Raw genomic sequence first — 26124 nt, 5'->3', positions numbered from 1 at the left:
CTCACCTGCTTACTGCTTGCCGGCCCACTTCTTGCTCATGGTGTCGAACATGCTCTTGGCCTCGGGGCCCAGGTGGGGACCGGCGGACCAGCGGGCCGGGCGCGGCCCCATCGACATGTTGGAGACCAGCACCGGCTTGCCGTCCGTGCCCTTGATGAACCAGGGGCCGCCGGAGGAACCACCGGTCATGGTGCAGCCGATCCGGTACATGGTCGGCTTCTTGGCGTCCATCGACAGACGGGTCGGCTTGTCGGTGCACTGCTGCTGCGCCGCACCGTCGAACGGCGCCTCGGCCGGGTAGCCCTGCGCGGTCAGGCTCGGGATCTTGGCCATCGCGGGCGCGTTGAAGTCGACCTGGTACGCACCGCCGGCGACCTCCTCCAGCGACTTGCCGCCCGTGCTCTCCTCGGGCTTCACGTGCATCAGCGCGAAGTCGTAGGGAGCCATCGGCACACCGGGAACGGCGCCGCCGGCCTTGATCCACTGCTGGGACGTCGCCATGTCGTCCGCCCACCACTTGCCCGAGGGGACGCGCTCCTCGTAGGGCTTGCCCTTCAACTGGCCTTCGGTGCCGCCGGTCTTGTTGAAGTTCGGCACGAACATCATGTTGCGGTACCAGCCGCCGTTCTTGCCGGCGTGCACACAGTGCGCCGCGGTCCACACGAGGTTGGACTTACCGGGGTGCGCCGGGTCCTTGACGACGGTGGCCGAGCAACGCGAGCCGCCCTCGGGGGTGCTGAACAGCAGCAGGCCCACGCCGGGAGCGGTCGAGGTGTACGGGGTCTTGACGGCCTGAGCCGGAACGGCGGCGGGCTCGGGGTCGGTCTTGCCCTGGTCCTCCGAGATGTCCTCGGGCTTGCTCGGGTCCTGGGGCGGCTTGACCTTGTCGATCTTGTCCTTGTCCCAGAAGTCCTTGATGATCGGGTTGATGAACTCACCGGCTTCCCGGAGCCACTTGTCCCGGTTCCAGTTCTTCCACTCGCCGTTCTTCCACTTGTCCAGGTCGAAGCCGTGTTCCTTGAGCTTGTCCTGAATGTCCTGCGGAATCTGGAAGCCACCCCCGCCCGTGGAGTCCTGGGCCGCGGACTGGCTGGGCTTGGCGTCCGCGTTGTCGCCCTCGGGGCCGCAGCCGGTGGCGGTGAGCGCCACGACGGCGGTGAGGGCGGCGGCGGCCAGGACTGGCCGACGTATGGATCGCATGGGTGAGCTCCCCCTGGTGAATCGGACTGATCCGGTGTGGCGTGTTCGGTGTTGCACCGGTCTGTTCTTTGTCATGAACCCCAAGATCCCGGCGCAACACCCCACTATGCCGGTGACGATGGGGACGGCGGTACTCGGGTCCCCGGTTCCACGCCATCAAGGATCTTGCCGACAACCGTGATCTCGGGTCGCCGCCGTCGTTGGTACGTACGGGGGACGTCCCGGGCTGCCCCCAGCCCGCGCGGCACCAGCAGCTCACCAGCAGGAGGACACAACTGCCGTGGCGTTGACCGAAACCATGCCGGCGGCCGTGCCGTCGGCCCATGAGGGGATCCTGCGGCGGCAGTCCCTGCGCGAGTCCGCTGCCCGCACCTACGCGCGCTCGCTGCCCATCGTCCCGGTGCGCGCCCGCGGGCTGACCATCGAGGGCGCCGACGGCAGGCGCTACCTCGACTGCCTCTCCGGCGCCGGAACCCTGGCGCTCGGCCACAACCACCCGGTGGTGCTCGAAGCGATCCGGGCGGTCCTCGACTCCGGTGCGCCGCTGCACGTCCTCGACCTGGCCACCCCCGTCAAGGACGCCTTCACCACCGAGCTGTTCGCCACCCTGCCGCGTGAGTTGGCCGAAAAGGGGCGCATCCAGTTCTGCGGCCCGGCCGGCACGGACGCCGTCGAGGCCGCGTTCAAGCTCGTCCGCACCGCGACCGGCCGGGACGGGCTGATGGCCTTCTCCGGCGCCTACCACGGCATGACCTCACAGGCGCTCGCCGCCTCCGGGGGAGCGCAGCACACCAGCGTGGTCCGGCTGCCCTACCCCTATGACTACCGCTGCCCCTTCCAGACCGGCGGCGAGCGCGGTGCCGAGCTCGCCGCGCGCTGGACCCAGAGCCTGCTGGACGACCACAAGAGCGGGGTGTCCCAGCCGGCCGGGATGATCCTCGAACCCGTCCAGGGCGAGGGCGGAGTGATCCCCGCGCCAGACGGCTGGCTGCGGCGGATGCGGGAGATCACCGCAGCCCGGCAGATCCCGCTGATCGTGGACGAGGTGCAGACCGGCGTCGGCCGCACCGGCGCCTTCTGGGCGGTCGACCACAGCGGCATCGTGCCCGATGTGATCGTGCTGTCGAAGGCGATCGGCGGCAGCCTGCCGCTCGCCGTGATCGTCTACCGCGAGGAACTCGACGCCTGGCAGCCCGGCGCTCACGCGGGCACCTTCCGCGGCAACCAGCTCGCCATGGCCGCCGGCGCCGCCACCCTCGCCTACGTCCGCACCCACGGCCTCGACCGGCGGGCCGGGGAACTCGGCGCCCGGATGCTCGACCGCCTCGGCTCCCTCGCCGCCGCCCATGACTGCATCGGTGACGTCCGCGGCCGCGGGCTGATGCTCGGCGTCGAGCTCGTCGACCGCTCCGCCGACGCGGATGCCACGGGCGCCCGCCCCGCCGACCCCCGGCTCGCCGCCGCCGTCCAGCACGCCTGCCTGGACCGCGGCCTGATCGTCGAACTGGGCGGCAGGCACTCCGCCGTCGTCCGGCTGCTGCCACCCCTCACCATCACCGACGAACAGGCGGACGCCATCCTCGACCGCCTCGCCGACGCCATCACGGCGGCGGTCCGCACCACCCCCGGGCCGACGGGCTCGTCCCCCACGACAATGCGAGGCACCTCCCCATGAACGAACGCCCCGGCCCCGACGGCGGCCAGTCCGCCGAGCGCGTCCCCGCCCACCAGGGCGCGGGCACCATCGAGTCCGTACCGCGCCAGCAGCGGCGCGCCCCGGGCGACGCCTGCCACACCCACGAGGCCCCGGACCCGGCCGCCCACCACGGTGCCCCCGGCCCCTACGACCACCTCCCGTCCGGTGACCACGACCCCCTCGACCACCCCGACCCGGCGGTCGCCGCCGACGCCGCGGGCATCGAGCACCTGCTGCGCTGCTGGATCCGCGAGAGCGGCACCCCCCGCCCGGCCGAAGGCGGAGTGCGCATCCCCCTGCGCGCCGCCGCGGGCGCCCTGCACCTCCCCGTCCGCTACTGGTCGCCCACGGGCTGGCACCGTCTCGGCGCCCCCACCCTCGAAGGCGCCCCGGCCGGCGCCGCCCCCCTGGACGCCGTCACCCTCGCCGCGCTGCTGCGCCGGGAGGCCGCGTACGGCGACCGCCGGGCCTCCGACGGCGGCGAGCACCGGGTGGCGGACACCGACGAGCGGCCGGCTCCGGACGCCGAACGGCAGCAGGCCCCGGACGGCGCCGGTGCCGAACTCATCGGCCGGGTCGCCAACTCCGTACGGAACGTCGCCACCTTCCTCACCGACCGGCGGGCCCGGCCCGCCGACGACCACGGCGCCCTCTTCCTCGAAGCCGAACAGTCCCTGCTCCTCGGCCACCCGCTGCACCCCACACCCAAGAGCCGCGAGGGCCTCTCCGATGCCGAGACCCGGGCCTATTCGCCCGAACTCCGCGGCGCCTTCCCGCTCCACTGGACGGCCGTGCACCGCTCCGTCCTGGCCGCCGACTCCGCCTGGACCGAACGCGGCAAGCCCGTACCGGCCGAGCAGCTCGCCCGGGACCTCGCGGGCGACGGCCTCCGACTCCCCGACGACACCGTGCCGTTGCCGCTGCACCCCTGGCAGGCCAGGGAGCTCGCCGACCGCGCCGACATCGCGGCCCTCCGCGAGGCCGGCCTGCTGCACGACCTCGGGGTCCACGGCCCGCTCTGGCACCCCACCTCCTCCGTCCGCACGGTCTACCGCCCCGACGCGAACGCCATGCTGAAGCTCTCCCTCGGGCTGCGGATCACCAACTCCCGCCGGGAGAACCTCCGTAAGGAGCTCGCCCGCGGCGTCGAGGTGCACCGCCTGCTGCGCACCGGCCTCGCCGAGCAGTGGCAGACCGTCCACCCGGGCTTCGACATCGTCCGCGACCCGGCCTATCTCGCCGTCGACGGCTTCGACGGCGCGCCGGTCCAGGGCCTCGATGTCGTCATCCGCCACAACCCCTTCAGCACCACCGACGACGCGGTGTGCATCGCCGGCCTCACCTCCCCCCGGCCCTGGCCCGGCCGCTCGGGCGTGCGCTCCCGGCTCGAAGACCTGGTCCACACGCTCGGCGCCCGCACCGGCCGCCCCCTGGAGGCGGTGGCCACCGAGTGGTTCCTGCGCTACCTGGAAGCGGTCGTCCGGCCCGTGCTGTGGCTCGACGGCACGGCCGGCATCGTGCTCGAAGCCCACCAGCAGAACACCGTGGTGCTGCTGGACCCCGACGGCTGGCCGGTCGGCGGCCGCTACCGCGACAACCAGGGCTACTATTTCCGCGCCTCCCGCCGCGCCGAGCTGGAGCGGCGGCTGCCCGGCATCGGCGAGTCCAGCGACAGCTTCGTCGCCGACGACGTCACCGACGAACGCTTCGCCTACTACCTCGGCATCAACAACGTCCTAGGCCTCATCGGCGCCTTCGGCTCCCAGCGCCTGGTCCGTGAGGAGATCCTGCTCGCCGCCTTCCGGCGGTTCCTGGCCGATGCCGCCGCGGCCCCCCGGGCGCACCGCTCGCCGCTCCCGGAGCAGTTGCTCGCCGCCCGCACGCTGCGCTGCAAGGCCAACCTGGCGACCCGGCTGCACGGCATGGACGAACTCGTCGGCCCGGTCGAGACCCAGTCCGTCTACGTCACCGTGCCCAACCCCCTCGCCCCGTAGCCGCCCACCGCAACCTCCGTCAGCAGCCTTCCGCCCCCCGGCGCCGGCGCCCCGCGACCCATCAGGCCACGCGGCACGCGGCCACGAGAGGAGAGTGTCGCCGTGCCACCCACCGAGTCCGACCTCGGCTCCAGTTCCGAGGACACCCTCGACCTGCAGCTCCCGCCCGAATTCAGCGCGCTGTTCGCCGAGGGACACGGGCAGCAAACGCCCCCGGACGAGCCGGCCGCCGGCCCGCTGCTCGACCAGCTCGCGGGCTGGGGGGCGGCCGACACCCCCGCCGGGCCGTTCGAGCTCGTCCCCGTCCGGCCGGACCGCGATCTCGACCGGATCACCGGCTGGATGAACGATCCGGCCGTGGCGGCCTTCTGGGAGCTGGCGGGCCCGCCGGAGACCACGGCCGCCCATCTGCGCGGCCAGCTCGACGGCGACGGCCGCAGTGTGCCCTGCCTGGGGGTGCTGGCCGGGGTTCCGATGAGCTACTGGGAGATCTACCGCGCCGATCTGGACCCGCTCGCCCGCCACTACCCGGCCCGGCTCCAGGACACCGGTGTCCATCTGCTCATCGGCGGCGCCGGCGACCGGGGACGCGGGCTGGGCGGCATGCTGCTGCGCGCCACCGCCGATCTCGTACTCGATCACCGACCGCAGTGCGCACGTGTCCTCGCCGAACCCGATCTGCGCAACACCGTCTCCGTCGCGGCCTTCCTGAGCGCGGGATTCCGCTACGGCGACGAGATCGAACTTCCCGGCAAACGCGCGGCGTTGATGGTCCGCGACCGCGCCCACCGCCACCTGCTCTGACCCCGGCGCCGTCCGTCGACGGTCCCGTTCCGGTCCGCCGTCCACCCCCGCTGCCCCGGTTGTCCCCCGTACGTGCCGGGGCGGTCCCGCTTCGAGGAGCCCGCCTTGTCGCCTGAGCCCCAGCCTTCGCACAGCGCCTGGCAGCACGCCGCGCGCCGACTGTTCGCCAAGACCCTGGCGGAGTTCGCGTACGAGGAAGTCCTCACCCCCGAGCCCGACGGCACGGCCCACGACGGCACCCCGCAATACCGGCTGCCGGTCACCGACGGCCTGGTCTACCGCTTCCGCGCCCGCCGCGGCGCCTACGGCCACTGGCGCGTGGACCCCGAGTCGATCACCCCCGACGCCGACCCCTTCCGCTTCCTGACCCACGCGCACGACACCGTGCTGGGCCTGTCCGGCGACACCACCGGCCATCTCATCCGCGAGCTGACCGCCACCCTCGCCGCCGACACCCGGCTCGACGCCACCGCACTCAGCGCCGCCGAACTCGCGGACCTGGACTACGCCACCCTCGAAGGCCACCAGACCGGCCACCCCTGGCTCGTCGCGAACAAGGGCCGGCTCGGCTTCTCCGCCCACGACGCGGCGACCTGGGCCCCCGAGGCCCGCACCGCCCAGCGCCTGCCCTGGCTCGCCGCGCACCACAGCATCGCCCACTACCGCGGTATCCCCACCCTGGCCACCCCCGACCGTCTCTACGGCGAGGAGCTCGACCCCGCCACCCGTCACGCCTTCGCCCGCACCATCTCCGACGAGGGCCACGACCCCGCCGACTACCTCTACCTCCCCGTCCATCCCTGGCAGTGGGACGAGACCACCGCCCCGCTCTTCGCCCCGCAGCTCGCCGACAGATCCATCATCGCGCTGCCCACTGACAACGACCTCCGCCTGCCGCAGCAGTCGATCCGCACCTTCCTCAACCTCAGCCGCCCACGGGCCCGCACGGTCAAACTGCCGCTGTCCATCCTCAACACCCTGGTCTGGCGCGGACTGCCCACCGAGCGCACCCTCGCCGCGCCCGCCGTCACCCGCTGGGTGCACGGCCTGCGCGACGCCGACCCCTATCTGCGCGACGAGACCCGGGTGATCCTGCTCGGCGAGACCGCCTCGGTCACCGTCGAGCACCCCCTCTACGACCGGCTTCCCGGCGTCCCGTACCAGTTCAAGGAGCTGCTCGGCTGTATCTGGCGCGAGCCGGTCAGCGTCCATCTGGACCCCGGTGAACGCGCCCGCACCCTGGCCGCGCTGCTGCAGACCGATCCCCAGGGGCGCGCCCTGACCGCGGAGCTGGTGCGCCGCTCGGGGCTGGCCCCGCGCGACTGGCTGGCCCGGCTGTTCGCCGCCCTGCTGCCGCCCCTGCTGCACTTCCTCTACCAGTACGGCACGGTCTTCTCCCCGCACGGCGAGAACGCCATCGTCGTCTTCGACGAGCACGACGTCCCCACCCGCCTCGCGGTCAAGGACTTCGTCGACGACGTCAACACCAGCTCCCGGCCGCTCCCCGAGCACGACTCCATGCCGGACGACGTACGGGCGGTGCTGCTGACCGAACCGCCCGCCTTCCTCACCCAGTTCATCCACTCCGGGCTGTTCGTCGGCGTCTTCCGCTACCTCGCGCCGCTGTGTGCGGACCAACTGGACGTTCCCGAGGCCGCGTTCTGGTCACTCGTACGGACCGAGATCCTGCGCCACCACGAGCGCTTCCCCGCGCTCAAGGAGCGGTACGAGACCTTCGACCTGCTCACCCCGCGGATCGAGCGGCTGTGCCTGAACCGCAACCGTCTGCATGTGGACGGTTACCGGGACCGCCGCGACCGCCCGCACGCGGCCGTGCACGGAACCGTGCCCAACCCGCTCCATCACCCGTGACCGAAGCCCGGCTGTCAGTGGTCCCGCGTAGGCTTGCCACGCTATGACGAAGCCCTCTCTCCCCGATCTGCTCCACGCCGCCGTCACCGCCGTCGGCGGCACCGAGCGCCCCGGCCAGGTGGCGATGGCCGAGGCCGTCGCCGAGGCCGTGGACGACCAGGCCCATCTGCTGGTGCAGGCCGGCACCGGCACCGGAAAGTCCCTCGGCTATCTGGTGCCGGCGCTCGCGCACGGCGAGAGAGTGGTCGTCGCCACGGCCACCCTGGCGCTGCAGCGTCAGCTCGTCGAGCGCGATCTTCCGCGCACGGTCGACGCGCTGCATCCGCTGCTGCGCCGCCGCCCCGAGTTCGCCATGCTCAAGGGCCGTTCCAACTACCTGTGCCTGCACCGCCTCCATGAGGGCGTCCCGCAGGAAGAGGAGGACGGGCTCTTCGACGTCTTCGAGCAGGCGACGCCGACCAGCAAGCTCGGCAAGGATCTGCTGCGGCTGCGCGACTGGGCGGACGAGACCGAGACCGGCGACCGTGACGCGCTGACCCCGGGAGTCTCCGACCGTGCCTGGGGCCAGGTCTCGGTCTCCTCCCGGGAGTGCCTGGGCGCCTCGAAGTGCGCCTACGGGGCGGAGTGCTTCGCCGAGGCCGCCCGCGAGCGCGCCAAGCTCGCCGATGTCGTCGTCACCAACCACGCGCTGCTCGCCATCGACGCGATCGAGGGCGCCCCGGTCCTCCCCTCGCACGAGGTCCTGATCATCGACGAGGCCCATGAGCTGGTCTCCCGGGTCACCGGCGTCGCCACCGGCGAGCTCACCCCCGGCCAGGTCAACCGCGCCGTCCGCCGGGCCGCCAAGCTCGTCAACGAAAAGGCCGCCGACCAGCTCCAGACCGCGTCGGAGACCTTCGAGCGCCTCATGGAGCTGGCCCTGCCCGGCCGCCTCGAAGAGATCCCCGAGGATCTCGGCTACTGCCTGATGGCGCTGCGGGATGCGGCCCGGACGGTCATCTCGGCGCTCGGTTCGACCCGCGACAAGTCGGTCCAGGACGAGGACGCCGTCCGCAAGCAGGCCCTCGCCTCGCTGGAGAACGTCCACGCCGTCGCCGAGCGGATCGCGAACGGCTCCGAGTACGACGTGGTCTGGTACGAACGCCACGACCGCTTCGGCGCGTCCCTCCGGGTGGCCCCGCTGTCCGTCTCGGGCCTGCTGCGCGAGAAGCTCTTCGACGACCGCTCGGTGACCCTCACCTCCGCCACCCTCAAGCTGGGCGGCGACTTCAACGGGGTCGCGGCCTCCCTGGGCCTGGCCCCCGAGGGCACCGAGGGCGAGGACGTCCCGCCCTGGAAGGGCCTGGACGTCGGCTCCCCCTTCGACTACTCGAAGCAGGGCATCCTCTACGTCGCCAAGCACCTCGCCCAGCCCGGCCGCGAGGGCAGCCGCACGGACATGCTCGACGAACTCACCGAGCTGATCGAGGCCGCCGGCGGCCGCACCCTCGGCCTCTTCTCCTCCATGCGCGCCGCCCAGGCCGCGGCCGAGGAGCTGCGCGGCCGGCTGGACCTGCCGATCCTGCTCCAGGGCGAGGAGACGCTCGGCGAGCTGATCCGGGCCTTCGCCTCCGATGCCCGTACGTGCCTGTTCGGCACGCTGTCCCTGTGGCAGGGCGTCGATGTTCCCGGGGTGAACTGCCAGCTGGTGGTGATGGACCGGGTGCCGTTCCCGCGCCCGGACGACCCGCTGATGAGTGCCCGGCAGAAGGCCGTGGAGGAGGCCGGCGGCAATGGCTTCATGGCGGTCGCCGCCACCCATGCCGCGCTGCTGATGGCCCAGGGCGCCGGCCGTCTGGTCCGCGCCACCGGCGACCGCGGAGTGGTGGCCGTCCTCGACCCCCGGGTGGAGCGGGCCCGCTACGGTTCCTTCCTCCGCAAGTCGATGCCCGACTTCTGGTACACCACCGACCGGAACCAGGTTCGCCGCTCCCTCGCCGCCATCGACGCGGCGGCGAAGGCGGCGGCCTCACCCGAAGCGGCCGAGCCGGCAGCGGAGAATGCCGGGGCCTAGCCACCCAGCCCCCAGCGGGTCTGCACTGACCCGGTGAGCATCCCCGGCCGGACCTCGGCCACCTCGGTCACTTCCGCGAGAGCGGCCGCGGTTCAGCGGCACAAGCCACAAAGGGGCAGAGGGGCAAGGGCACCGCGGCAAGACCAAGCCCCGGAACCGGCGCAGTGGTTCCGGGGCTCGGTGGTCAGGGGTGGGTCAGACGCGGCGCAGCACCGCGACCACCTTGCCGAGAATGGTGGCCTCGTCGCCGGGGATCGGCTGGTACGCGGCGTTGTGCGGCAGCAGCCACACATGGCCGTCCTCGCGCTTGAAGCGCTTGACGGTGGCCTCGCCGTCGAGCATGGCGGCCACGATGTCGCCGTTCTCGGCGACCGGCTGGCGGCGGACCGTGACCCAGTCGCCGTCGCAGATCGCGGCCTCGATCATGGAGTCGCCGACGACCTTCAGGACGAACAGTTCGCCGTCGCCGACGAGCTGGCGGGGGAGCGGGAAGACATCCTCGACCGACTCCTCCGCGAGGATCGGGCCACCGGCGGCGATCCGGCCGACCAGCGGGACGTAGGAGGCGGCGGGCTTGCCGGCGGTCTCCGTCGCGGCAGCGGCGGTCTGGTCCGAGCCGCGCACCTCGTACGCCCGGGGACGGTGCGGGTCGCGCCGCAGGAAGCCCTTGCGCTCCAGAGCCATGAGCTGGTGGGCAACGGACGAGGTGCTGGACAGCCCGACCGCCTGGCCGATCTCGCGCATGGACGGCGGGTAGCCGCGCCGCTGCACCGAATCCCGGATCACCTCGATCACCCTGCGCTGGCGGTCCGTGAGTCCGGAGCTGTCGGCCCGGATCCCCGGGGGACGGCCGGGCAGCGAGCGGGCCGGCTTCGGCTCTTCGGAGTCCGACGTGGCGTCGTCCATCGGCGGCCGCTGTGCCTGTTGCGGATCGAACCGGCTCTGGGAGTGGCTCTGTGCGGTGATGGTCGCGCTGTCTGCGGTGGTGGTCACGTCGGCCCCTCTCGAAATGTTCTCCCTAGTTAGCCAACGGTAGTTGCTTTCGAAAGGTTGCGCCAAACACACGTTCGAGTGAAATATTCGCCGAATGGCTGACCGGATCGAGTGGCTGGGTGTATGGCCGTGCGGTAATTCCGGTCCTGGCCGGGCGCCGTAGCCCCGGATTTCCCGGCCCTCCGGTGTGTCGGGACGTCGGTGAGCGCAGGGGTGTGGTGGCGGGCCGTCGCGACCCGGCCGATTCTGTCACCCCGGCCCCGCCGCGCCGCCGACCGGGTGGCTTCCCGTACTCTCATGGGCGACCGTCCGGCCCGGCGCCGCCGCGACACGCGGTAGGCGGATGTAAGCGCCCCGACACCACATCTAGTGGTTGGATGCGATCGGTTACCCAGAAGTTGTGGTGCCTGGTCCTTCAGGGGGTCGGGAATCGCCTATGCTGGAGGCTGCTCCGAAGGGCCCATGCGGACCGGTCGGAGATTGTCGCCGTGCGCCGGGTTCGTTGGCGTACGTACGTCCGTATATCGAGGGTGAGGAGGGTGGAGACCCATGCACTGCCCCTTCTGCAGGCACCCGGACAGTCGGGTCGTCGACAGTCGCACCACCGATGACGGGACGGCGATCCGCCGGCGCCGCCAGTGCCCCGACTGCTCCCGCCGTTTCACGACCATCGAGACGGCATCGCTGATGGTGATCAAGCGGAGCGGGGTCACCGAGCCCTTCAGCCGCAACAAGGTCATCGCGGGGGTGCGCAAGGCGTGCCAGGGGCGCCCGGTCACCGAGGACGCCCTCGCCAAGCTCGGCCAGCGGGTCGAGGAGGCGGTGCGGGCCACCGGCAGCGCCGAGCTGTCCACCCATGACGTCGGGCTCGCCATACTGGGCCCGCTGCAGGAACTCGACCTCGTCGCGTACCTGCGCTTCGCGTCCGTTTACCGGGCTTTCGATTCACTCGAGGACTTCGAGGCGGCCATCGCCGAGCTGCGCGAGCAGCGCGAGCAGGGACCGCCCGGGCAGGAATGCGGGACCGACGGGGAGGCCGGCGGCCCGGCTGTTCCCGTGCCCGCCACCGCCGCCGACTGAGCTCGGCGCGCATCCAGGACCTGAATCGGGGCGAGAGCAGGGCGTCCCGGCGCAGAAAGACATACACCGTGCCACGGAATGAGTGCGCACATATGGGCGTTTGCCCGTATACAGGGAGGCGGCATGACAGAGACGACGAGCGGCCCGGCACGAGGCTCCCGCGCCAAGGGCAGCAAGGCGAGCAAGGGTCTGCGTATCGAGCGCATTCACACCACACCCGGCGTGCATCCGTACGACGAGGTGGAGTGGGCGTCTCGTGACGTCGTCATGACCAACTGGCGCGACGGCTCGGTCAACTTCGAGCAGCGTGGCGTCGAGTTCCCCGAGTTCTGGTCGGTGAACGCGGTCAACATCGTCACGAGCAAGTACTTCCGTGGTGCGGTGGGTTCCCCGACCCGTGAGTCGAGCCTCAAGCAGCTCATCGACCGGGTGGTCAAGACGTACCGCAAGAGCGGCGAGGAGAACGGTTACTTCGCCTCCCCGGCGGACGCCGAGATCTTCGAGCACGAGCTGGCGTACGCCCTGCTCCACCAGGTCTTCAGCTTCAACTCGCCGGTGTGGTTCAACGTCGGCACCCAGCAGCCGCAGCAGGTCAGCGCCTGCTTCATCCTCTCCGTCGACGACTCCATGGAGTCGATCCTCGACTGGTACAAGGAAGAGGGGATGATCTTCAAGGGCGGCTCCGGCGCCGGCCTGAACCTCTCCCGCATCCGCTCCTCCAAGGAGCTGCTCTCCTCCGGCGGCAACGCCTCCGGCCCGGTCTCCTTCATGCGCGGCGCCGACGCGTCCGCCGGAACGATCAAGTCGGGCGGCGCCACCCGCCGCGCGGCCAAGATGGTCGTCCTGGACGTGGACCACCCGGACGTCGAGGCCTTCATCGAGACCAAGGTGAAGGAGGAGGAGAAGGTCCGCGCGCTGCGCGACGCGGGCTTCGACATGGACCTGGGCGGCGACGACATCACGTCCGTCCAGTACCAGAACGCCAACAACTCGGTCCGCGTGAACGACGAGTTCATGAAGGCCGTCGAGACCGGCTCGAAGTTCGGGCTGCGCGGCCGGATGACCGGTGAGGTCATCGAGGAGGTCGACGCCAAGGGGCTCTTCCGCAAGATGGCGGAGGCTGCATGGGCGTGCGCCGACCCCGGCATCCAGTACGACGACACCATCAACCACTGGCACACCTCGCCGGAGTCGGGCCGGATCACCGCGTCCAACCCCTGCAGCGAGTACATGCACCTGGACAACTCCTCGTGCAACCTCGCCTCGCTCAACCTCCTGAAGTTCCTGCGCGACGACGACCTGGGCAACCAGTCCTTCGACGCCGAGCGCTTCGCCAAGGTCGTCGAGCTGGTCATCACGGCGATGGACATCTCCATCTGCTTCGCCGACTTCCCCACCGAGAAGATCGGCGAGACCACCCGCGCCTACCGCCAGCTGGGCATCGGCTACGCCAACCTCGGCGCCCTGCTGATGGCCACCGGCCACGCCTACGACTCCGACGGCGGCCGCGCGCTGGCCGGCGCCATCACCTCCCTGATGACCGGCACCTCCTACAGGCGCTCCGCCGAGCTGGCCGCGGTCGTCGGCCCGTACGACGGCTACGCCCGTAACGCGGACGCCCACAAGCGCGTCATGAAGCAGCACTCGGACGCCAACGGCACCGCGGTGCGCATGGACGACCTGGACACCCCGGTGTGGGCGGCGGCCACCGAGGCCTGGCAGGACGTGCTGCGCCTCGGCGAGAAGAACGGCTTCCGCAACGCGCAGGCCTCCGTGCTGGCCCCGACCGGCACCATCGGCCTGATGATGGACTGCGACACCACGGGCGTCGAGCCGGACCTGGCCCTGGTCAAGTTCAAGAAGCTGGTCGGCGGCGGCTCCATGCAGATCGTGAACAACACGGTCCCCAAGGCGCTCAAGCGGCTCGGCTACCTGCCCGAGCAGGTCGAGGCGATCGTCGCCCACATCGCCGACCACGGCAATGTCGTCGACGCCCCGGCCCTGAAGACCGAGCACTACGAGGTCTTCGACTGCGCCATGGGCGCGCGCTCGATCTCCGCCATGGGTCACGTGCGCATGATGGCGGCCGCGCAGCCCTTCCTCTCCGGTGCGATCTCCAAGACGGTCAACGTCCCGGAGACGGCCACCGTCGAGGAGATCGAGGAGGTCTACTTCGAGGGCTGGAAGCTCGGCCTCAAGGCCCTGGCGATCTACCGCGACAACTGCAAGGTCGGCCAGCCGCTCTCCGCCAAGAAGAAGGAGGAGGAGAAGAAGGCCGAGCCGGTCGCCGAGAAGAAGGTCGTCGAGTACCGCCCGGTCCGCAGGCGCCTCCCCAAGGGCCGTCCCGGCATCACCACCTCCTTCACGGTCGGTGGCGCCGAGGGCTACATGACCGCCAACTCCTACCCGGACGACGGTCTCGGTGAGGTCTTCCTGAAGATGTCCAAGCAGGGCTCGACTCTCGCGGGCATGATGGACGCCTTCTCCATCGCGGTGTCCGTGGGCCTCCAGTACGGCGTGCCGCTGGAGACCTACGTCTCGAAGTTCACCAACATGCGCTTCGAGCCGGCCGGCATGACGGACGACCCGGACGTGCGGATGGCGCAGTCGATCGTCGACTACATCTTCCGCCGCCTGGCGCTGGACTTCCTGCCGTTCGAGACCCGTTCGGCGCTCGGCATCCACTCCGTCGAGGAGCGCCAGCGTCACCTGGAGACCGGTTCGTACGAGCCGTCCGAGGACGAGGTCGACGTCGAGGGCCTGGCCCAGTCGGCACCGCGCCAGGTGGAGCCGGTGACGGAATCCACCCCTGCGGTGAAGATCGTCGAGGAGGCCGCCGCCCCGGCCCCCAAGCAGGCGCACACCAACGCCGAACTCGTCGAGATGCAGCTCGGCATCAACGCCGACGCGCCGCTGTGCTTCTCCTGCGGGACGAAGATGCAGCGGGCCGGCAGCTGCTACCTGTGCGAGGGCTGCGGGTCGACCAGCGGCTGCAGCTGAGCGTGAGCGGGTCCGCGCGGGAGACGTCCTCCCGCGCGGCCCGCGCCTCGGGCTGATACCGCCCGTGGCAGCAAGAAGAGGAGGGGACCGGCCGGGCGCCGGTCCCCTCCTCTTCTTGCTCCGTGGCCTGTGCCGCTCCCCGTCGGCTGCCCGGTCAGCGGCCCATCAGGGAGGCGAACCCGTCCGGGTCGGTGTCGAACCCCCGGAGCGTCGCGTGGATGCGCCACTGTCCCGACTCGTCCCGGACGAACTCGGCGACCGTCGCCGCGGTCGCCCCCGCGACCTCGCCGAAGTCGTTCTCGGCCAGGTCGGTGTAGCCCTCGCGGATCCGTACGACCGTGTTCTCTATGTCGCCGAAGACCTTGCGGCCCTCGCCCTGCTGGATGGCCACCCCCACGATCACCCGGGTGTAGGTGTCGGACAGCCGGTCCAGCTCCAGGGTCATGATCTCGTCGAAGCCGAACCCCTGGCCGGTCCTGCTGTCCCGGTTGAGGGTGATGGTCCCGTCGGGCGAGCGGCTGTCGAAGTGCACCAGATAGGCCGGATCGCCGTGCGGCGCGTCGGCCGTGTACGTCGCCGCGACGATGTCGAGGTCATTGTCCGGCGTCCCGAGGGGGCTGGGATCCCACTTGAGCGTCACCTCGACCTTCTCGATCCCTTTGTTGAACGTGCTCACCGGACTTCCCTCCCGTCATCTCCCGGGGACGCGGCGCGGTCCACGCGGGCACGCGGACCCCTCCCCGGGACTTCCCGTTGACTGACCATCGTGCCACGCCCGGCGGCCCCTGGGCGGGGCGAACTGGCCCTGGTCACCCACGGTTTGGCTCGGCCTGCGGTGGCTTGAAAGTGCCCTGCGCGGTGTTGTGGGTCGCAGGGTCCGCTCAGTGCGCCCGCTCGTTCCAGAGGCGGCGGAGCTGGCCGTCCAGGACGTCCAGCGCCTCGGCGGGGGAGAGGTGGCCGATCAGGACGTGGGTGGTGAGGCCGTCGGCCAGGGCGAGGAGGGTGCGGGCCGCGCGGTCCGGGTCGGGGGTGTCGGAGGCTTCGGCGATCAGCCGCGCGAACAGCACCTGCAGGTGTGCGTAGTTGGTGCGCAGAATTCCGGCCAGCGGCGGACTGACCGCGGCCTGTGCCACGAAGGCCAGCCAGACCCGTGCCTCGGCGCGGTGCTCCTCGTGGACCAGCGACACCTCGGTCGCCGCGTGCCCCAGCGCTGTACGGGCCGACTGGGCGGGCGATGCGGTGAGCCGGGCCGACACCCGTGTGGCGACCCGCTCGCCGATCTGGCCGAGCGCGAAGACCAGCATCTCCTCCTTGGTGCCGAAGCAGCGCTGGACGGCCCCCATGGACACCTGCGCGCGGCCCGCCACGTCGCGGAGTGTGACGCCCTCCAGCCCGCTCTCGTCGGCGAGTTGGCACACGGCATCGGCGATCTGCCGGCGCCGGCTCTCGTGGTCGACCTGCTTGGGCATGCCCCGCACTCCGTTTTTTCGATGCGTTCGTATCGGTAATCAGGTTACGATCACTGAACCGATGCAAGCGCATCGGAAAAATGCGAAGACGGCCTGAAGCGGTTCGCGTGGGGGCCGTCCAGGAGCACAAGAGGGTGGGGACATGCGCGACACGCTGTGGAAAATGACGGCCCGGGCCCAGGCGACGGCGGTGCGTACCGGCGAGGTGTCGGCGGTGGAGCTGGCCGAGGCGCATCTGGCGCGGATCGCCGAGGTCAATCCGGCCGTCAACGCCGTCACCCAGCTCCTCGCCGAGCGGGCACTGGACGAGGCGGCGCGGACCGACCGCGGACGCGCGGCGGGGGAGCGGCTGGGGCCGCTGGCCGGGGTGCCGTTCACCGTGAAGGAGACCACGGCCATCGAGGGGGTGCCGACGACCTACGGCGCGAAGCGCTTCCGGAACGCTGTCGCGCACTGCGATGCGCCCCCGGTGTCGCGGCTGCGCGCGGCCGGGGGCATCCCGATCGGGCACAGCAACATCCCGACGCTCATCCTCGCCGGGATCCATACCCGCAGCGAGCTGTTCGGGGACACCGTGAACCCCTGGAGCCGCGCGGTCACACCGGGCGGCAGCAGTGGCGGCGACGCCGCGGCCGTGGCGAGCGGCATGGCCCCGCTCGGCCTCGGCAACGACTCCGGAGGGTCGGTGCGGCTTCCCGCGTCCTTCTGTGGCGTCGCGGGGCTGAAGCCGACCTACGGGCGGTTCGCCGCCGATCACCGCCTCGGGCCCGACGACCCGTCCCTCGCCGCACAGGTCCTCGTGGTCGACGGCCCCCTGGCCCGTACGGTCGATGATCTGCGGCTGGCGTACGAGGTGCTGGCCGGGGCCGATCCGCGCGACCCGCGGGCCGTTCCGGTGCCGCCCTACGGGGAGCCGTTGGGACGCCCCTTGAAGGTGGCGATGGTGACCGACCCCGGAGGCCACGGGGTGCACCCCGTGGTGCGCCGGGCCGTGCAGAGTGCGGCCGAGGCGCTCCGGGACGCGGGCTACGAGGTGTGCGAGGTGGCGGACGTACCGCGGCTGGAGGACGCCCTCGACGCCTACGGCCGGATGACGGTCACGGAGTTCGCCACCACCTGGCCGGTGGTCAAGCCGCTGCTCGGGGAGGGCGGCCATCGCTATATCGAGCGGGCGATGGCGACGTTCCGCCCCGTGGAACTGGCGGAGTACCTGCGGCTCACCGGGGTGCGGATGGGGCTCCAGCGGGACTGGGCGGTGTTCCTGGAGGAGTATCCGCTCGTCCTGGCGCCCGTGTTCACCGATCCGCCGTTCGCACCCGGGGAGGAGCTGCGGGACGAGGAGAGCCATCAGCGGATACAGCGTGCCCTGCGGCTCTGCACCGCCACCAGTTTCGTCGGTGTGCCTGCGGTGGCCGTCCCCACCGGGGTGGTGGAGGGGCTCCCGTACGGCGTGCAGCTGATCGGGCGCTCCTACCGGGAGGACCTGTGCCTGGAGGCGGCCGAGGCGGTGGAGCGGCGGCTGGGTGTTCTCGCGCCGATCGACCCGCGCCCGTAAGGAAGTTCGGGCCGTTCGGAAGGTGACGCGCAGTGATCCCGGCTCGCCCCTGGGCCGTACGATGGCGCGGTGCTGGTCAAGTGGATTCGCCTCACCGTTGTGGACCGTCGAGGGTTCGAGCGGGGGCAGCGGAAATGGGCGGGGCTGCTGGGTGAGCCGGGGTTCCGAGGGCAGGGCGGGGGGTGGAGCCGTGGGCGGCCGGGCGTGGCGCATCTGGTGGCCTTCTGGGAGAGCCGGGCCTTCTACGACTCCTTCATGGCGCGCTCCCACGACCGGCTGGCGGCCGCCCAGGCCGGCATGTTCAAGGACGCCCAAGTGCGGCTCTTCGAGCACGAGTTTGATGTGAAGGTGGGCTTCCGTCCGTCGTTCGCCGACGTGGATGTGCTGCGGCTGGCGCACTGCCAGGTGCGCCAGGACCGGGTGGATCACTTCATGCTGATGCAGGAGAAGGTCTGGAACCCCGCCATGGCGGGTTCGCCGGGAATGCTGCGGGGGATGCTGGGACGGGCTCCGGGGGAGGAGTTCTTGGTGCTGTCGATGTGGCAGTCGGCGGCCGAGCGGGGGAAGTACCGGCCCGAACGGGTGGAGCGGCTGGCGCTGCGGGCCCAGATAGCCGCCGATGTCAGGGCGATCGCGGGCGATGTGGTGCAGCTCGAACCGTCGTGGACGGTGTGAGGACAGTGGTCAGGAGGCGGCGCCGGGGGAGGTGCCGGCCGTACTCCCGGTGGTGAACGCCCCGGCGCGGGCCGCGGCCAGTGCGGCCGCCGCGGCCTGGTCCGCGAGGGCGTCGTCCACCGGCTCCCGGGTGATGAACAGGCGGAAAAAGAGCGGCGCGGAGACGGCGCGGGCGAGTGCGCCGGCGTCGATGGCACCGGCTGCGGTGGTGCCGGAAGCGGAATGTGGCGGGCCGGCTTCCGGGGTATCGGGCGCGGAGCCCGGCGTCGCCGGCAATTCCCCGCGCTCGACGGCCCGCTCGACGAGTACCTCGCAGCGCGCGAACCGCTCGGCGTAGTAGTCACGCAGCGCCACGGCCGCCCGCTCCGAGTGGAAGGCGGCGGCGATCATCGCGGAGCCCGACGCGGCTACCGCGGGGTCGGTGAAGGACACGACGACCTCGCGGGCCAGAGCGCGCAGATCACCTTCCAGGGACCCGGTGTCGGGTGGGGTCCAGCTGTCCTCGCCCGCGAGGTCGAGGGCGTCCGCCAGCAGGCCCTCCACGTCCTTCCAGCGGCGATACAGCGTCGTCTTGTGCACCCCGGAGTGGGCCGCGACGTATTCGACGGTCAAGCCCGGATAACCGTGCTCGGTGAGCCCGGCCAGTACGGCGTCGCGGACGGCGGCACGGGTACGGGCGGTACGGCCGCCCGGACGCCGGGTGCCGGGGGTGGGCGTGGTCTCACCGGTCCCGCGCCCGTTCTCGTGCACCGTCTCGTCAGACAATTGCTACTCCTGTTGCATTAGTGCGTTGCCCGTGTCATCCTCATCGTAATGCGACGAGGGTTGCATTTGCGTGAGGAGGGGGAATGTCCGCTCGGAACTCATTACGCGATGCCGGTCGGCACCGCGGTCGGTCGCTGCCCGCCGCGTGCCGCCGTGGCCTTGCCGGGGTCGCGGCGAGGCTCGCCGTCCTGCTGTGGTCCCTTGACTGCGTGCGGCATGTACAAAGCGGGCGATTTAGGCTGGCGGCATGGCTCGGCCCCGACGCATCGTCCTCATCCGCCATGGAGAGTCGGCGGGGAATGTCGATGACACCGTGTACGAGCGGGAGCCCGATCATGCGCTCTCCCTCACCGAGACCGGGCTGCGGCAGGCGAAGGAAGCCGGCGGTCCGCTGCGCGAGATGTTCGGCGAGGAACGGGTCTCCGCCTATGTCTCGCCCTACCGCCGAACCCACCAGACCTTCCGCGAACTCGGCCTCGATCCCGCCAGGGTCCGGGTGCGCGAGGAGCCCCGGCTGCGCGAGCAGGACTGGGGGAACTGGCAGGACCGCGACGACGTGCGACGGCAGAAGGCCTACCGGGACGCCTACGGTCACTTCTTCTACCGCTTCGCCCAGGGCGAGTCCGGGGCCGATGTCTACGACCGGGTCGGGGCGTTCCTGGAGAGCCTGTGGCGCAGCTTCGAGGACCCGGACCACCCGCCGAACGTCCTCATCGTCACGCACGGTCTCACCATGAGACTGTTCTGCATGCGGTGGTTCCACTGGACGGTGGCCGACTTCGAGTCGCTGTCCAACCCCGACAACGCGGAGCGGCGCATCCTGCTGCTCGGTCCGGACGGCCGCTACAGCCTGGACCGGCCCTTCGAGCGCTGGTGTGTACCCGAGTCTTATGGCGTCACCGGTTAGAGTGCACAGCGATGACCCCCGACCACCGTGACGCAGACCGCTGTGCGCGAGCTCTGGCGAGCCTGCGCGGCCTCTCCGTGGGTGATGCGCTCGGATCCCAGTTCTTCGTCCCCGCCCATTACCCCTCCCTCAAGCGCCGCGAGCTGCCTCCCTCCCCCTGGCAGTGGACCGACGACACCGAGATGGCCTGTTCCGTCCTGGCCGTGCTCACCGCCCACGGCCGGATCGATCAGGACGCGCTCGCCCGCTCCTTCGCCGACCGCCATGACTTCGACCGCGGCTACGGCCCGGCCGTCAATCGGATGCTGCGGCTGATCCGCGAGGGCGGGGACTGGCGCGAGCTGGCATCGGGACTCTTCAACGGTCAGGGCTCGTGGGGCAACGGAGCGGCCATGCGTATCGCTCCCCTCGGCGCCTGGTACGCCGACGACCCCGAGCAGGCCACCCACCAGGCGGAGATCTCCGCCTACACCACCCATCAGCACCGTGAGGCCGTCGTCGGCGCCATGGCCGTCGCCGCCGCGGCCGCCCTGGTGGCCGACCCGGCCCGTGACACCGGCCCCGAACAGCTGCTGGACGGTGTGCTGGAGCTGATCCCGCGCAGCGCCGTGCAGGCCGGACTGCGCCGCGCCCGCGACATGCTCGACTACGCCGACTCCAGCACCGTCGCCGCCGTCCTGGGCTGTGGACGGCGCACCAGCGCCCACGACACGGTGCCCTTCGCGCTCTGGGCCGCGGCCCGGCATCTGGGCAACTACGAGCGGGCGTTTTGGACCACTGCTCAGGCGGGCGGCGATGTGGACACCACGTGCGCCATCGTCGGCGGCATCGTCGCCGCCGGGCACGCCGGCCACCCTCCTGAGGCATGGCTGGAAGGCACCGAGCCGCTCCCGTCCTGGACACCCACCCTCGCCGACTGACGCACGGCCACCGCCTCGCTCCGCGCCCATCCCGCCCGCTGCGGCGTGCTCGCGCCTGTTCGTCGCGCCCATCCGCCGTATCCGTCCGCTGCGGTCCGCTGCCGTCTTCCGGGCGTCCTCCAACCACCGGCCTCGGGCGGCTACTTCACCCCGCACGGCTCCGCTCGGGGCGAGGGAACGGCAGCCTCCGGCGCCGGCCGCGCCTCGCCTGATCCAGCTTCCGCATACCCATCGGTAGCGGAAGCGGCGGGTCCCGTTCGCATGCTGCTCATGCGGCTGCCCGCACCGTTTCCCACCAGGTGGGGATCCGGTGCGGACGGCTGAGCCGAATAGGCGTAACCTTGCTGGCGCCATGCCGTACGAGCCCCCCACCCATTCCGTCGAGCGATCATTGCGCGCCACGACGGGCGCCAAGGTCGTTGCAGGTATCGACGAGGTCGGGCGCGGAGCCTGGGCCGGTCCGGTCAGCGTCTGCGCAGCCATCACCGGTCTGCGCCGGCCGCCCGACGGTCTCACCGATTCCAAGCTGCTGACCCCCAAGCGCCGCACCGAACTGTGCGAAGTGCTCGGCGAGTGGGTCACGTCGTACGCCCTGGGGCACTCCTCGCCCGAGGAGATCGACGCACTGGGCATGACCGCGGCCCTGCGGCTCGCGGCAGTCCGGGCCCTGGAGGCGCTGCCGGTTCAGCCGGACGCGATCATTCTCGACGGCAAGCACAACTACCTGGGCGCGCCATGGCAAGTCCGCACGGTCATCAAGGGCGACCAGTCCTGCATCGCGGTCGCCGCCGCGTCCGTGATCGCCAAGGTGCGACGCGACGCGATGATGGCCGAACTGGGCCTGGTCTACGCCGACTTCGACTTCGCGGCCAACGCAGGCTACCCCTCACCGACCCATCGCATTGCCCTGGAGGAGTACGGTCCTACGCCGCACCACCGAGTGTCGTGGTCCTACATGGATGCCCTGCCCCGCTGGCGGCATCTGAAGAAGGCGCGCATCACCCCCGAAGCAGCCGCTCTGGAAGCCGGTGGCCAACTCGGCTTCGATTTCTGAGCGGTACGCACATCAATTCGGTACCCGATGACGCGTTCCGCACTTACGTTTGATAGACATCCCTTTATGCCTCTCATCCCCGAGGAGCCTCAGATTCACGAGAGTGTCCCGGGTCCCCGCGCAACTCCGGCCGCCGGCCGTACCGCGCCGACCCCCCGTCCCGTTCCTGGTCCCGGTCCCCGCCCCGCGCCGCCGCGTGGCCCCGCGTCCAGTGTCCGTCCGGGCAAGCCCGGACCTGCTGCCCCGCCGCGTGGTCCTGTCGCCGCTCCGCCGGCGCAGCGCACCAGCTCCCCGCAGCCGCCCGCCGGCCAGCCCGGCGCCGCCGCGGGAGCACAGCTCCAGCTGATCCCGGCACCCGCCGCCGGCGCCGTCGACGCCGCCGACGAGGCCGTCGACCTGCTGCTGGACTCCGGGCGTGCGCCGGGCGACATCCTGATGCTGACCACCGGTGAAACGCACCCGTGGGCCGCGCATGAACTGTCCTTCGGCGAGGCGTCCTACTGGGCCCAACACGACGCCGCGGACGATGTGTTCTACGCGGACGCCGGTGCCGAGCGTGCCACCGGCCGGCCCGTCGTGGTCGTCGCCATGAACGGCGGTACGGACGAGGTCACCGCGCAGGCGCTGCCCGCGGCGATGGCCCGTGCCGGAACGCTGCTGATCGTCTGCGGCGACCCGCAGCGGATCAACACCGTTCTCGGAGCACCCGCCTGACCGCTTCCGGTTCGCAACAGCCCGTCGGCCCCGAAGGCCGTCGGGCTCGCTTGCGCTCCGGCCCGGACGAGGTCGGGACGCCGGGCCGGGGGCTTCGGCGGAGAGGCGGAGGTGTGCCGGTCGTGACCGTCTGACTTCTGCCACCACCGGGATGCGCGGGCCGTCTGCCGTGGGTCATGGCACGCCCGGCGAGGTGCCTGCTTCTGCCGCCGGAAGCCGGGCGTACGTCCGCCCGGTCCGCTCAGCGTGCGGCCGTGTGCCGATGGGCTTCCGGGGCGCCGCCTCCCGTGCGCCGCGCCATCGACCGGTTCGGTGCGGCGGGCAGAGGCGCGGCCGTATGGGGCGCCTCGGGGCGCGCCGCCGTCGTGCGACGAGTCTCCATCCGTTCCGCCCCCGTCCGGCGTGCTGCCGTGACGGGCTTGTCCACGGTGGACGGTTTGGGGCGGCGCCCGCCCCGGCCCTCTCCCAGCACCTGCCAGCGGTCCGGGGTCAGCGTGATGTATGCCCCGCAACGGAGCCCGTGCAGCGTGCAGGCGTCGCGCAGCCCCCACATCCAGGCCCCGTCCGTCTCCGTCCACAAAGGCTCGCCCTCACGGCAGTAGAGCAGCACGGCGGTCCGGACCGGGGCGCGCAGCCGCAGGTCGTGCGGGATCACCCGGCGCAGATGCACCAGGAGCGCATTGCGGAACTCCCAGCCGTCGGGAGCGGCCGTGAGCTCCGTGAACGAGGCGCTGGCCGTCACCCGCTCCTGCACGTCGAGCACTGCGACGATGGCCGTCGACGGCACCGGCCGGTGACGGTCGTGCAGGCCGGCGACGACCTCACGGGGATTGCGCAGCAACGGGATGCCGGCCGAGGCCCATTCGGCGGGCTCCAGCATGCGGCCGAGTCGTGCGGCGGAGTCGGCGGACGTGGGCGGGGGCACCTGCGGGGGCGGGGCGAAGCCGAAGGTCACGTTCCTCCCATCGTCTACGCGTCCGCACGTCGGGCGGCGGCCTGGCGCGGATGGGCACCACGGCATGGCCCTGCCTGACCACGGACGGCCGGTACGGGGAAGCAACTCCAATTCTCGCGGTCGTACAGGCATGCGGCAACGAGCAATTCCCGCCCGTGACCGGAATCGCCCGGGGAGTGGCAAATGTTCCTTCCCGTCGCCGCGTGCCGTACGGCCCCTAGCCCTGTACGGCGAGGACCAGCGGAAACACCTCCGCTGCCCCCGCCCGGCGCAGCAGCCGGGCGGCCACGGCCAGCGTCCAGCCGGTATCGGCGTAGTCGTCCACCAGCAGCACCGGACCGCCCGCCGACTCCAACGCCTGCGCCAGCTCGGGTGGTACGCCCAGCGAACCGTCCAGAGCCCGGAGCCCGCTGGGCACTGTTGCTGCGCGGAATCCTGCCGTCGGCACCGTCGTCCACCGAGGTCACCGCGCCCAGGAACGGCATGCGGCCGACTGCGGCGATCCGCTCGGCCAGCGACCGGATCAGCTGCGGGCGGCTGCGCGAGGAGAGCGCGACGACGCCCACCGGGCGGGCCGGTGCGTCCGCCGCCCCCGAGGCCCAACCACCGGGGCCCTTGGCCCAGTCGGCGAGCACGGTGACCACCGCGGCCGCGACATCGTCGGGGACCGGGCCGTCCGGGGCCTGCGGGGCGAGCATCGGGCGCAGCCGGTTGCCCCACCGATATCGGAGAGCCGGCCCAGTGCGCGGCCGGTCGCGGCCAGCTCACCTGCCGGGATACGCCCCTTGAGGTCGACACCGACGGCCGGCAAGGCCCGTCGGCACATCCGCCGCGGCTCCACTTCCACCCAGGGCCGTCCCAGCTCACCGCGCGCCCCCTCCAGCGCTGCGGCGGACGACCTCGGTGGTGAACCGCGCCCCGGCACAGTTGTCGCAGCGCCCGCACGCCACGGCCGCCTCGTCGTCCAGCTGCCGTCGCAGGAACTCCATGCGGCAGCCCGTCGTGGTGGCGTACTCCCGCATCGCCTGCTGCTCGGCCTCGCGCTGGGCGCTGTCACCCACGCATAACGCTCGGCGTCGTACGACCACGGGCGGCCGGTGGAGGTCCAGCCACCCTTGACGCGCTGTACGGCGCCGTCCACATCGAGCGACCTTGAGCATGATCTGCCAAGGCGTGAGCGGCGCAGTTCGACGCTGCGGCTCCAGGGCCGGCAGGACACCGGCCGGCCGGCGGCCGCCAGGACGTTCCAGCGTCCGCCGCACCTGCTCCTCGGGCGGGAAGGCCAGCGAGGCGAAAGTACTTCCAGATCGCCTCGTCCTCCCGCCCGGGCAGCAACAGCACCTCGGCGTGCTCGACCCCACGGCCGGCCCGGCCCACCTGCTGGTAGTTACGCGATGGGGGACGACGGCGAACCCATGTGCACCACGAAACCAGGTCGGGCTTGTCGAAGCCCCATGCCCTAGGCGACCGAGGTCGCCACCAGCGCCTTGACGCGATTGGCGAGCAGATCGTCCTCGGCCTGCTGGGCGGTCGGCGTTCTCCGTCTTGCCGGTGTACGAGGAGACCGTGTGCCCCCGATGACGCAGGAAGGCCCGTGACCTCCTCGGCTGCGGCAACGGTGAGCGTATAGATGATTCCCCGAGCCCGGCAGCTCGTGCAGATGGTCCGCGAGCCAGGCGAGCCGGTGCGCGGCGTCCGGCAGGCGGGAGGACGCCCAGGCTCAGGCTCTTCCCGGTCCAGCGGCCCGCGCAGCACCAGTGCCTCGTGGAGCCCCCGCCCGTGCCGAGCTGTTCGGCGACATCGGCGGTCACCCGCTGCGTTGGCCGTGCGCCGTGGTGGCGAGCACGGGCACACCGGGCGGTGAGATCGGCGAGCATGGTGCGCAGCCGTCGGTAGTCCGGCCGGAAATCATGGCCCCAGTCGGAGATGCAGTGCGCTTCGTCGACCACCAGCAGACCGGTCGCCGCCGCGAGCTTGGGCAGCACCTGGTCGCGGAAGTCCGGGTTGTTGAGGCGCTCGGGGCTGACCAGCAGGACGTCCACCTCGCCGGCCGCCACCTCGGCCTGGACGGTGTCCCACTCCTCGGTGTTGGCGGAGTTGATCGTGCGGGCGCGGATCCCGGCCCGCGCGGCGGCCTCGACCTGATTGCGCATCAGCGCGAGCAGCGGGGAGACGATCACGGTCGGTCCGCTGCCGCGCTCACGCAGCAGCGCCGTCGCGACGAAATAGACCGCGGACTTGCCCCAGCCCGTGCGCTGTACGACCAGCGCGCGGCGGTGGTCGGCGACCAGCGCCTCGATCGCCCGCCACTGATCCTCGCGCAGCCTGGCCTCGCCGCCGGGATCCCCGACGAGGCGGGTCAGGACGGCATCGGCTGCGGCACGCAGATCTTCGTTGCTCATGCCCCCATGCAACCCA

19 protein-coding genes and 1 pseudogene are annotated in these 26124 nt (G+C 71.6%); 13 read left to right on the top strand and 7 right to left on the bottom strand.

All coding sequences use genetic code 11. From position 1 onward, the window contains the following. Positions 1 to 9: 9 nt before the first annotated feature. Complete coding sequence (locus Scani_RS02010; RefSeq protein WP_159469420.1) at positions 10 to 1200, bottom strand: trypsin-like serine peptidase; 1191 nt, start codon at positions 1198 to 1200, stop codon at positions 10 to 12. A 280-nt stretch (positions 1201 to 1480) separates the two neighbouring features. On the opposite strand from Scani_RS02010, the gene Scani_RS02005 reads away from it, so the two are divergent. The 5 genes from Scani_RS02005 to Scani_RS01985 all read left to right on the top strand — a co-directional run bounded on the left by Scani_RS02005 (position 1481) and on the right by Scani_RS01985 (position 9619). Continuing rightward, a complete protein-coding gene (locus Scani_RS02005) occupies positions 1481 to 2875 on the top strand; it encodes a diaminobutyrate--2-oxoglutarate transaminase family protein (protein WP_159469418.1) in 1395 nt (464 codons plus the stop codon). Next, complete coding sequence (locus tag Scani_RS02000) at positions 2872 to 4890, top strand: IucA/IucC family protein (protein ID WP_159469416.1); 2019 nt, start codon at positions 2872 to 2874, stop codon at positions 4888 to 4890. The genes Scani_RS02005 and Scani_RS02000 overlap by 4 nt, the downstream gene beginning before the upstream one ends. 102 nt (positions 4891 to 4992) lie before the next feature. After that, positions 4993 to 5694 (top strand): GNAT family N-acetyltransferase, encoded by a 702-nt coding sequence (locus tag Scani_RS01995; RefSeq protein ID WP_159469415.1) that lies wholly within the window; start codon positions 4993 to 4995, stop codon positions 5692 to 5694. A gap of 105 nt (positions 5695 to 5799) precedes the next feature. Beyond that, positions 5800 to 7566, top strand: coding sequence for an IucA/IucC family protein (locus tag Scani_RS01990; protein ID WP_159469413.1), 1767 nt, complete (start codon positions 5800 to 5802; stop codon positions 7564 to 7566). A gap of 43 nt (positions 7567 to 7609) precedes the next feature. Next, positions 7610 to 9619, top strand: coding sequence for an ATP-dependent DNA helicase (locus tag Scani_RS01985; RefSeq protein ID WP_159469411.1), 2010 nt, complete (start codon positions 7610 to 7612; stop codon positions 9617 to 9619). Between the two features lie 195 nt (positions 9620 to 9814). Here Scani_RS01985 and lexA read toward each other — a convergent pair whose 3' ends face one another. Beyond that, entirely contained in the window at positions 9815 to 10612 is a 798-nt protein-coding gene (gene lexA, locus Scani_RS01980; protein WP_159469409.1) for a transcriptional repressor LexA, read from the bottom strand. A gap of 549 nt (positions 10613 to 11161) precedes the next feature. Between lexA and nrdR the strand changes: the two genes are divergently transcribed. Together nrdR and Scani_RS01970 are read left to right on the top strand one after the other, a co-directional pair. Beyond that, positions 11162 to 11692, top strand: a complete 531-nt coding sequence (gene nrdR / locus Scani_RS01975; RefSeq protein ID WP_018092899.1) for a transcriptional regulator NrdR — start codon at positions 11162 to 11164, stop codon at positions 11690 to 11692. A gap of 123 nt (positions 11693 to 11815) precedes the next feature. Beyond that, positions 11816 to 14692, top strand: a complete 2877-nt coding sequence (locus Scani_RS01970) for a vitamin B12-dependent ribonucleotide reductase (RefSeq protein WP_159469407.1) — start codon at positions 11816 to 11818, stop codon at positions 14690 to 14692. A gap of 154 nt (positions 14693 to 14846) precedes the next feature. Here Scani_RS01970 and Scani_RS01965 read toward each other — a convergent pair whose 3' ends face one another. Both Scani_RS01965 and Scani_RS01960 read right to left on the bottom strand, forming a co-directional pair. Further along, positions 14847 to 15368: a TerD family protein gene (locus Scani_RS01965; RefSeq protein WP_159469405.1), complete on the bottom strand. Its 522-nt coding sequence runs from the start codon at positions 15366 to 15368 to the stop codon at positions 14847 to 14849. 205 nt (positions 15369 to 15573) lie between these two features. Beyond that, complete coding sequence (locus Scani_RS01960; RefSeq protein ID WP_159469306.1) at positions 15574 to 16161, bottom strand: TetR/AcrR family transcriptional regulator; 588 nt, start codon at positions 16159 to 16161, stop codon at positions 15574 to 15576. A 142-nt stretch (positions 16162 to 16303) separates the two neighbouring features. Between Scani_RS01960 and Scani_RS01955 the strand changes: the two genes are divergently transcribed. Both Scani_RS01955 and Scani_RS01950 read left to right on the top strand, forming a co-directional pair. Next, positions 16304 to 17716: an amidase gene (locus Scani_RS01955; RefSeq protein ID WP_159469403.1), complete on the top strand. Its 1413-nt coding sequence runs from the start codon at positions 16304 to 16306 to the stop codon at positions 17714 to 17716. A 69-nt stretch (positions 17717 to 17785) separates the two neighbouring features. After that, entirely contained in the window at positions 17786 to 18391 is a 606-nt protein-coding gene (locus Scani_RS01950; RefSeq protein ID WP_159469304.1) for a YdbC family protein, read from the top strand. 9 nt (positions 18392 to 18400) lie between these two features. On the opposite strand, the gene Scani_RS01945 is transcribed toward Scani_RS01950, so the two are convergent. Then, entirely contained in the window at positions 18401 to 19156 is a 756-nt protein-coding gene (locus tag Scani_RS01945) for a TetR/AcrR family transcriptional regulator (protein ID WP_246295428.1), read from the bottom strand. Positions 19157 to 19403: 247 nt separating this feature from the next. On the opposite strand from Scani_RS01945, the gene Scani_RS01940 reads away from it, so the two are divergent. From Scani_RS01940 to Scani_RS01925, 4 genes are all read left to right on the top strand, one after another. Beyond that, positions 19404 to 20063, top strand: coding sequence for a histidine phosphatase family protein (locus tag Scani_RS01940; RefSeq protein ID WP_159469302.1), 660 nt, complete (start codon positions 19404 to 19406; stop codon positions 20061 to 20063). Between the two features lie 11 nt (positions 20064 to 20074). Continuing rightward, positions 20075 to 20983, top strand: a complete 909-nt coding sequence (locus Scani_RS01935; RefSeq protein WP_159469300.1) for an ADP-ribosylglycohydrolase family protein — start codon at positions 20075 to 20077, stop codon at positions 20981 to 20983. A gap of 352 nt (positions 20984 to 21335) precedes the next feature. After that, on the top strand, positions 21336 to 22037 hold the full coding sequence (rnhB, locus tag Scani_RS01930; protein WP_159469298.1) for a ribonuclease HII: 702 nt from the start codon (positions 21336 to 21338) through the stop codon (positions 22035 to 22037). A 66-nt stretch (positions 22038 to 22103) separates the two neighbouring features. Then, complete coding sequence (locus Scani_RS01925; protein WP_159469296.1) at positions 22104 to 22751, top strand: hypothetical protein; 648 nt, start codon at positions 22104 to 22106, stop codon at positions 22749 to 22751. 241 nt (positions 22752 to 22992) lie between these two features. Here the strand turns inward: Scani_RS01925 and Scani_RS01920 are convergent, their stop codons facing one another. Together Scani_RS01920 and Scani_RS01915 are read right to left on the bottom strand one after the other, a co-directional pair. After that, entirely contained in the window at positions 22993 to 23706 is a 714-nt protein-coding gene (locus Scani_RS01920; protein ID WP_159469294.1) for a hypothetical protein, read from the bottom strand. Between the two features lie 217 nt (positions 23707 to 23923). After that, a pseudogene (locus Scani_RS01915) lies at positions 23924 to 26108 on the bottom strand (RecQ family ATP-dependent DNA helicase). Positions 26109 to 26124: the final 16 nt, after the last annotated feature.

The sequence above is a fragment of the Streptomyces caniferus genome (assembly GCF_009811555.1).
GTDB classification, from domain to species: domain Bacteria; phylum Actinomycetota; class Actinomycetes; order Streptomycetales; family Streptomycetaceae; genus Streptomyces; species Streptomyces caniferus.
This window is presented reverse-complemented; position numbering and strand designations above follow the sequence as displayed.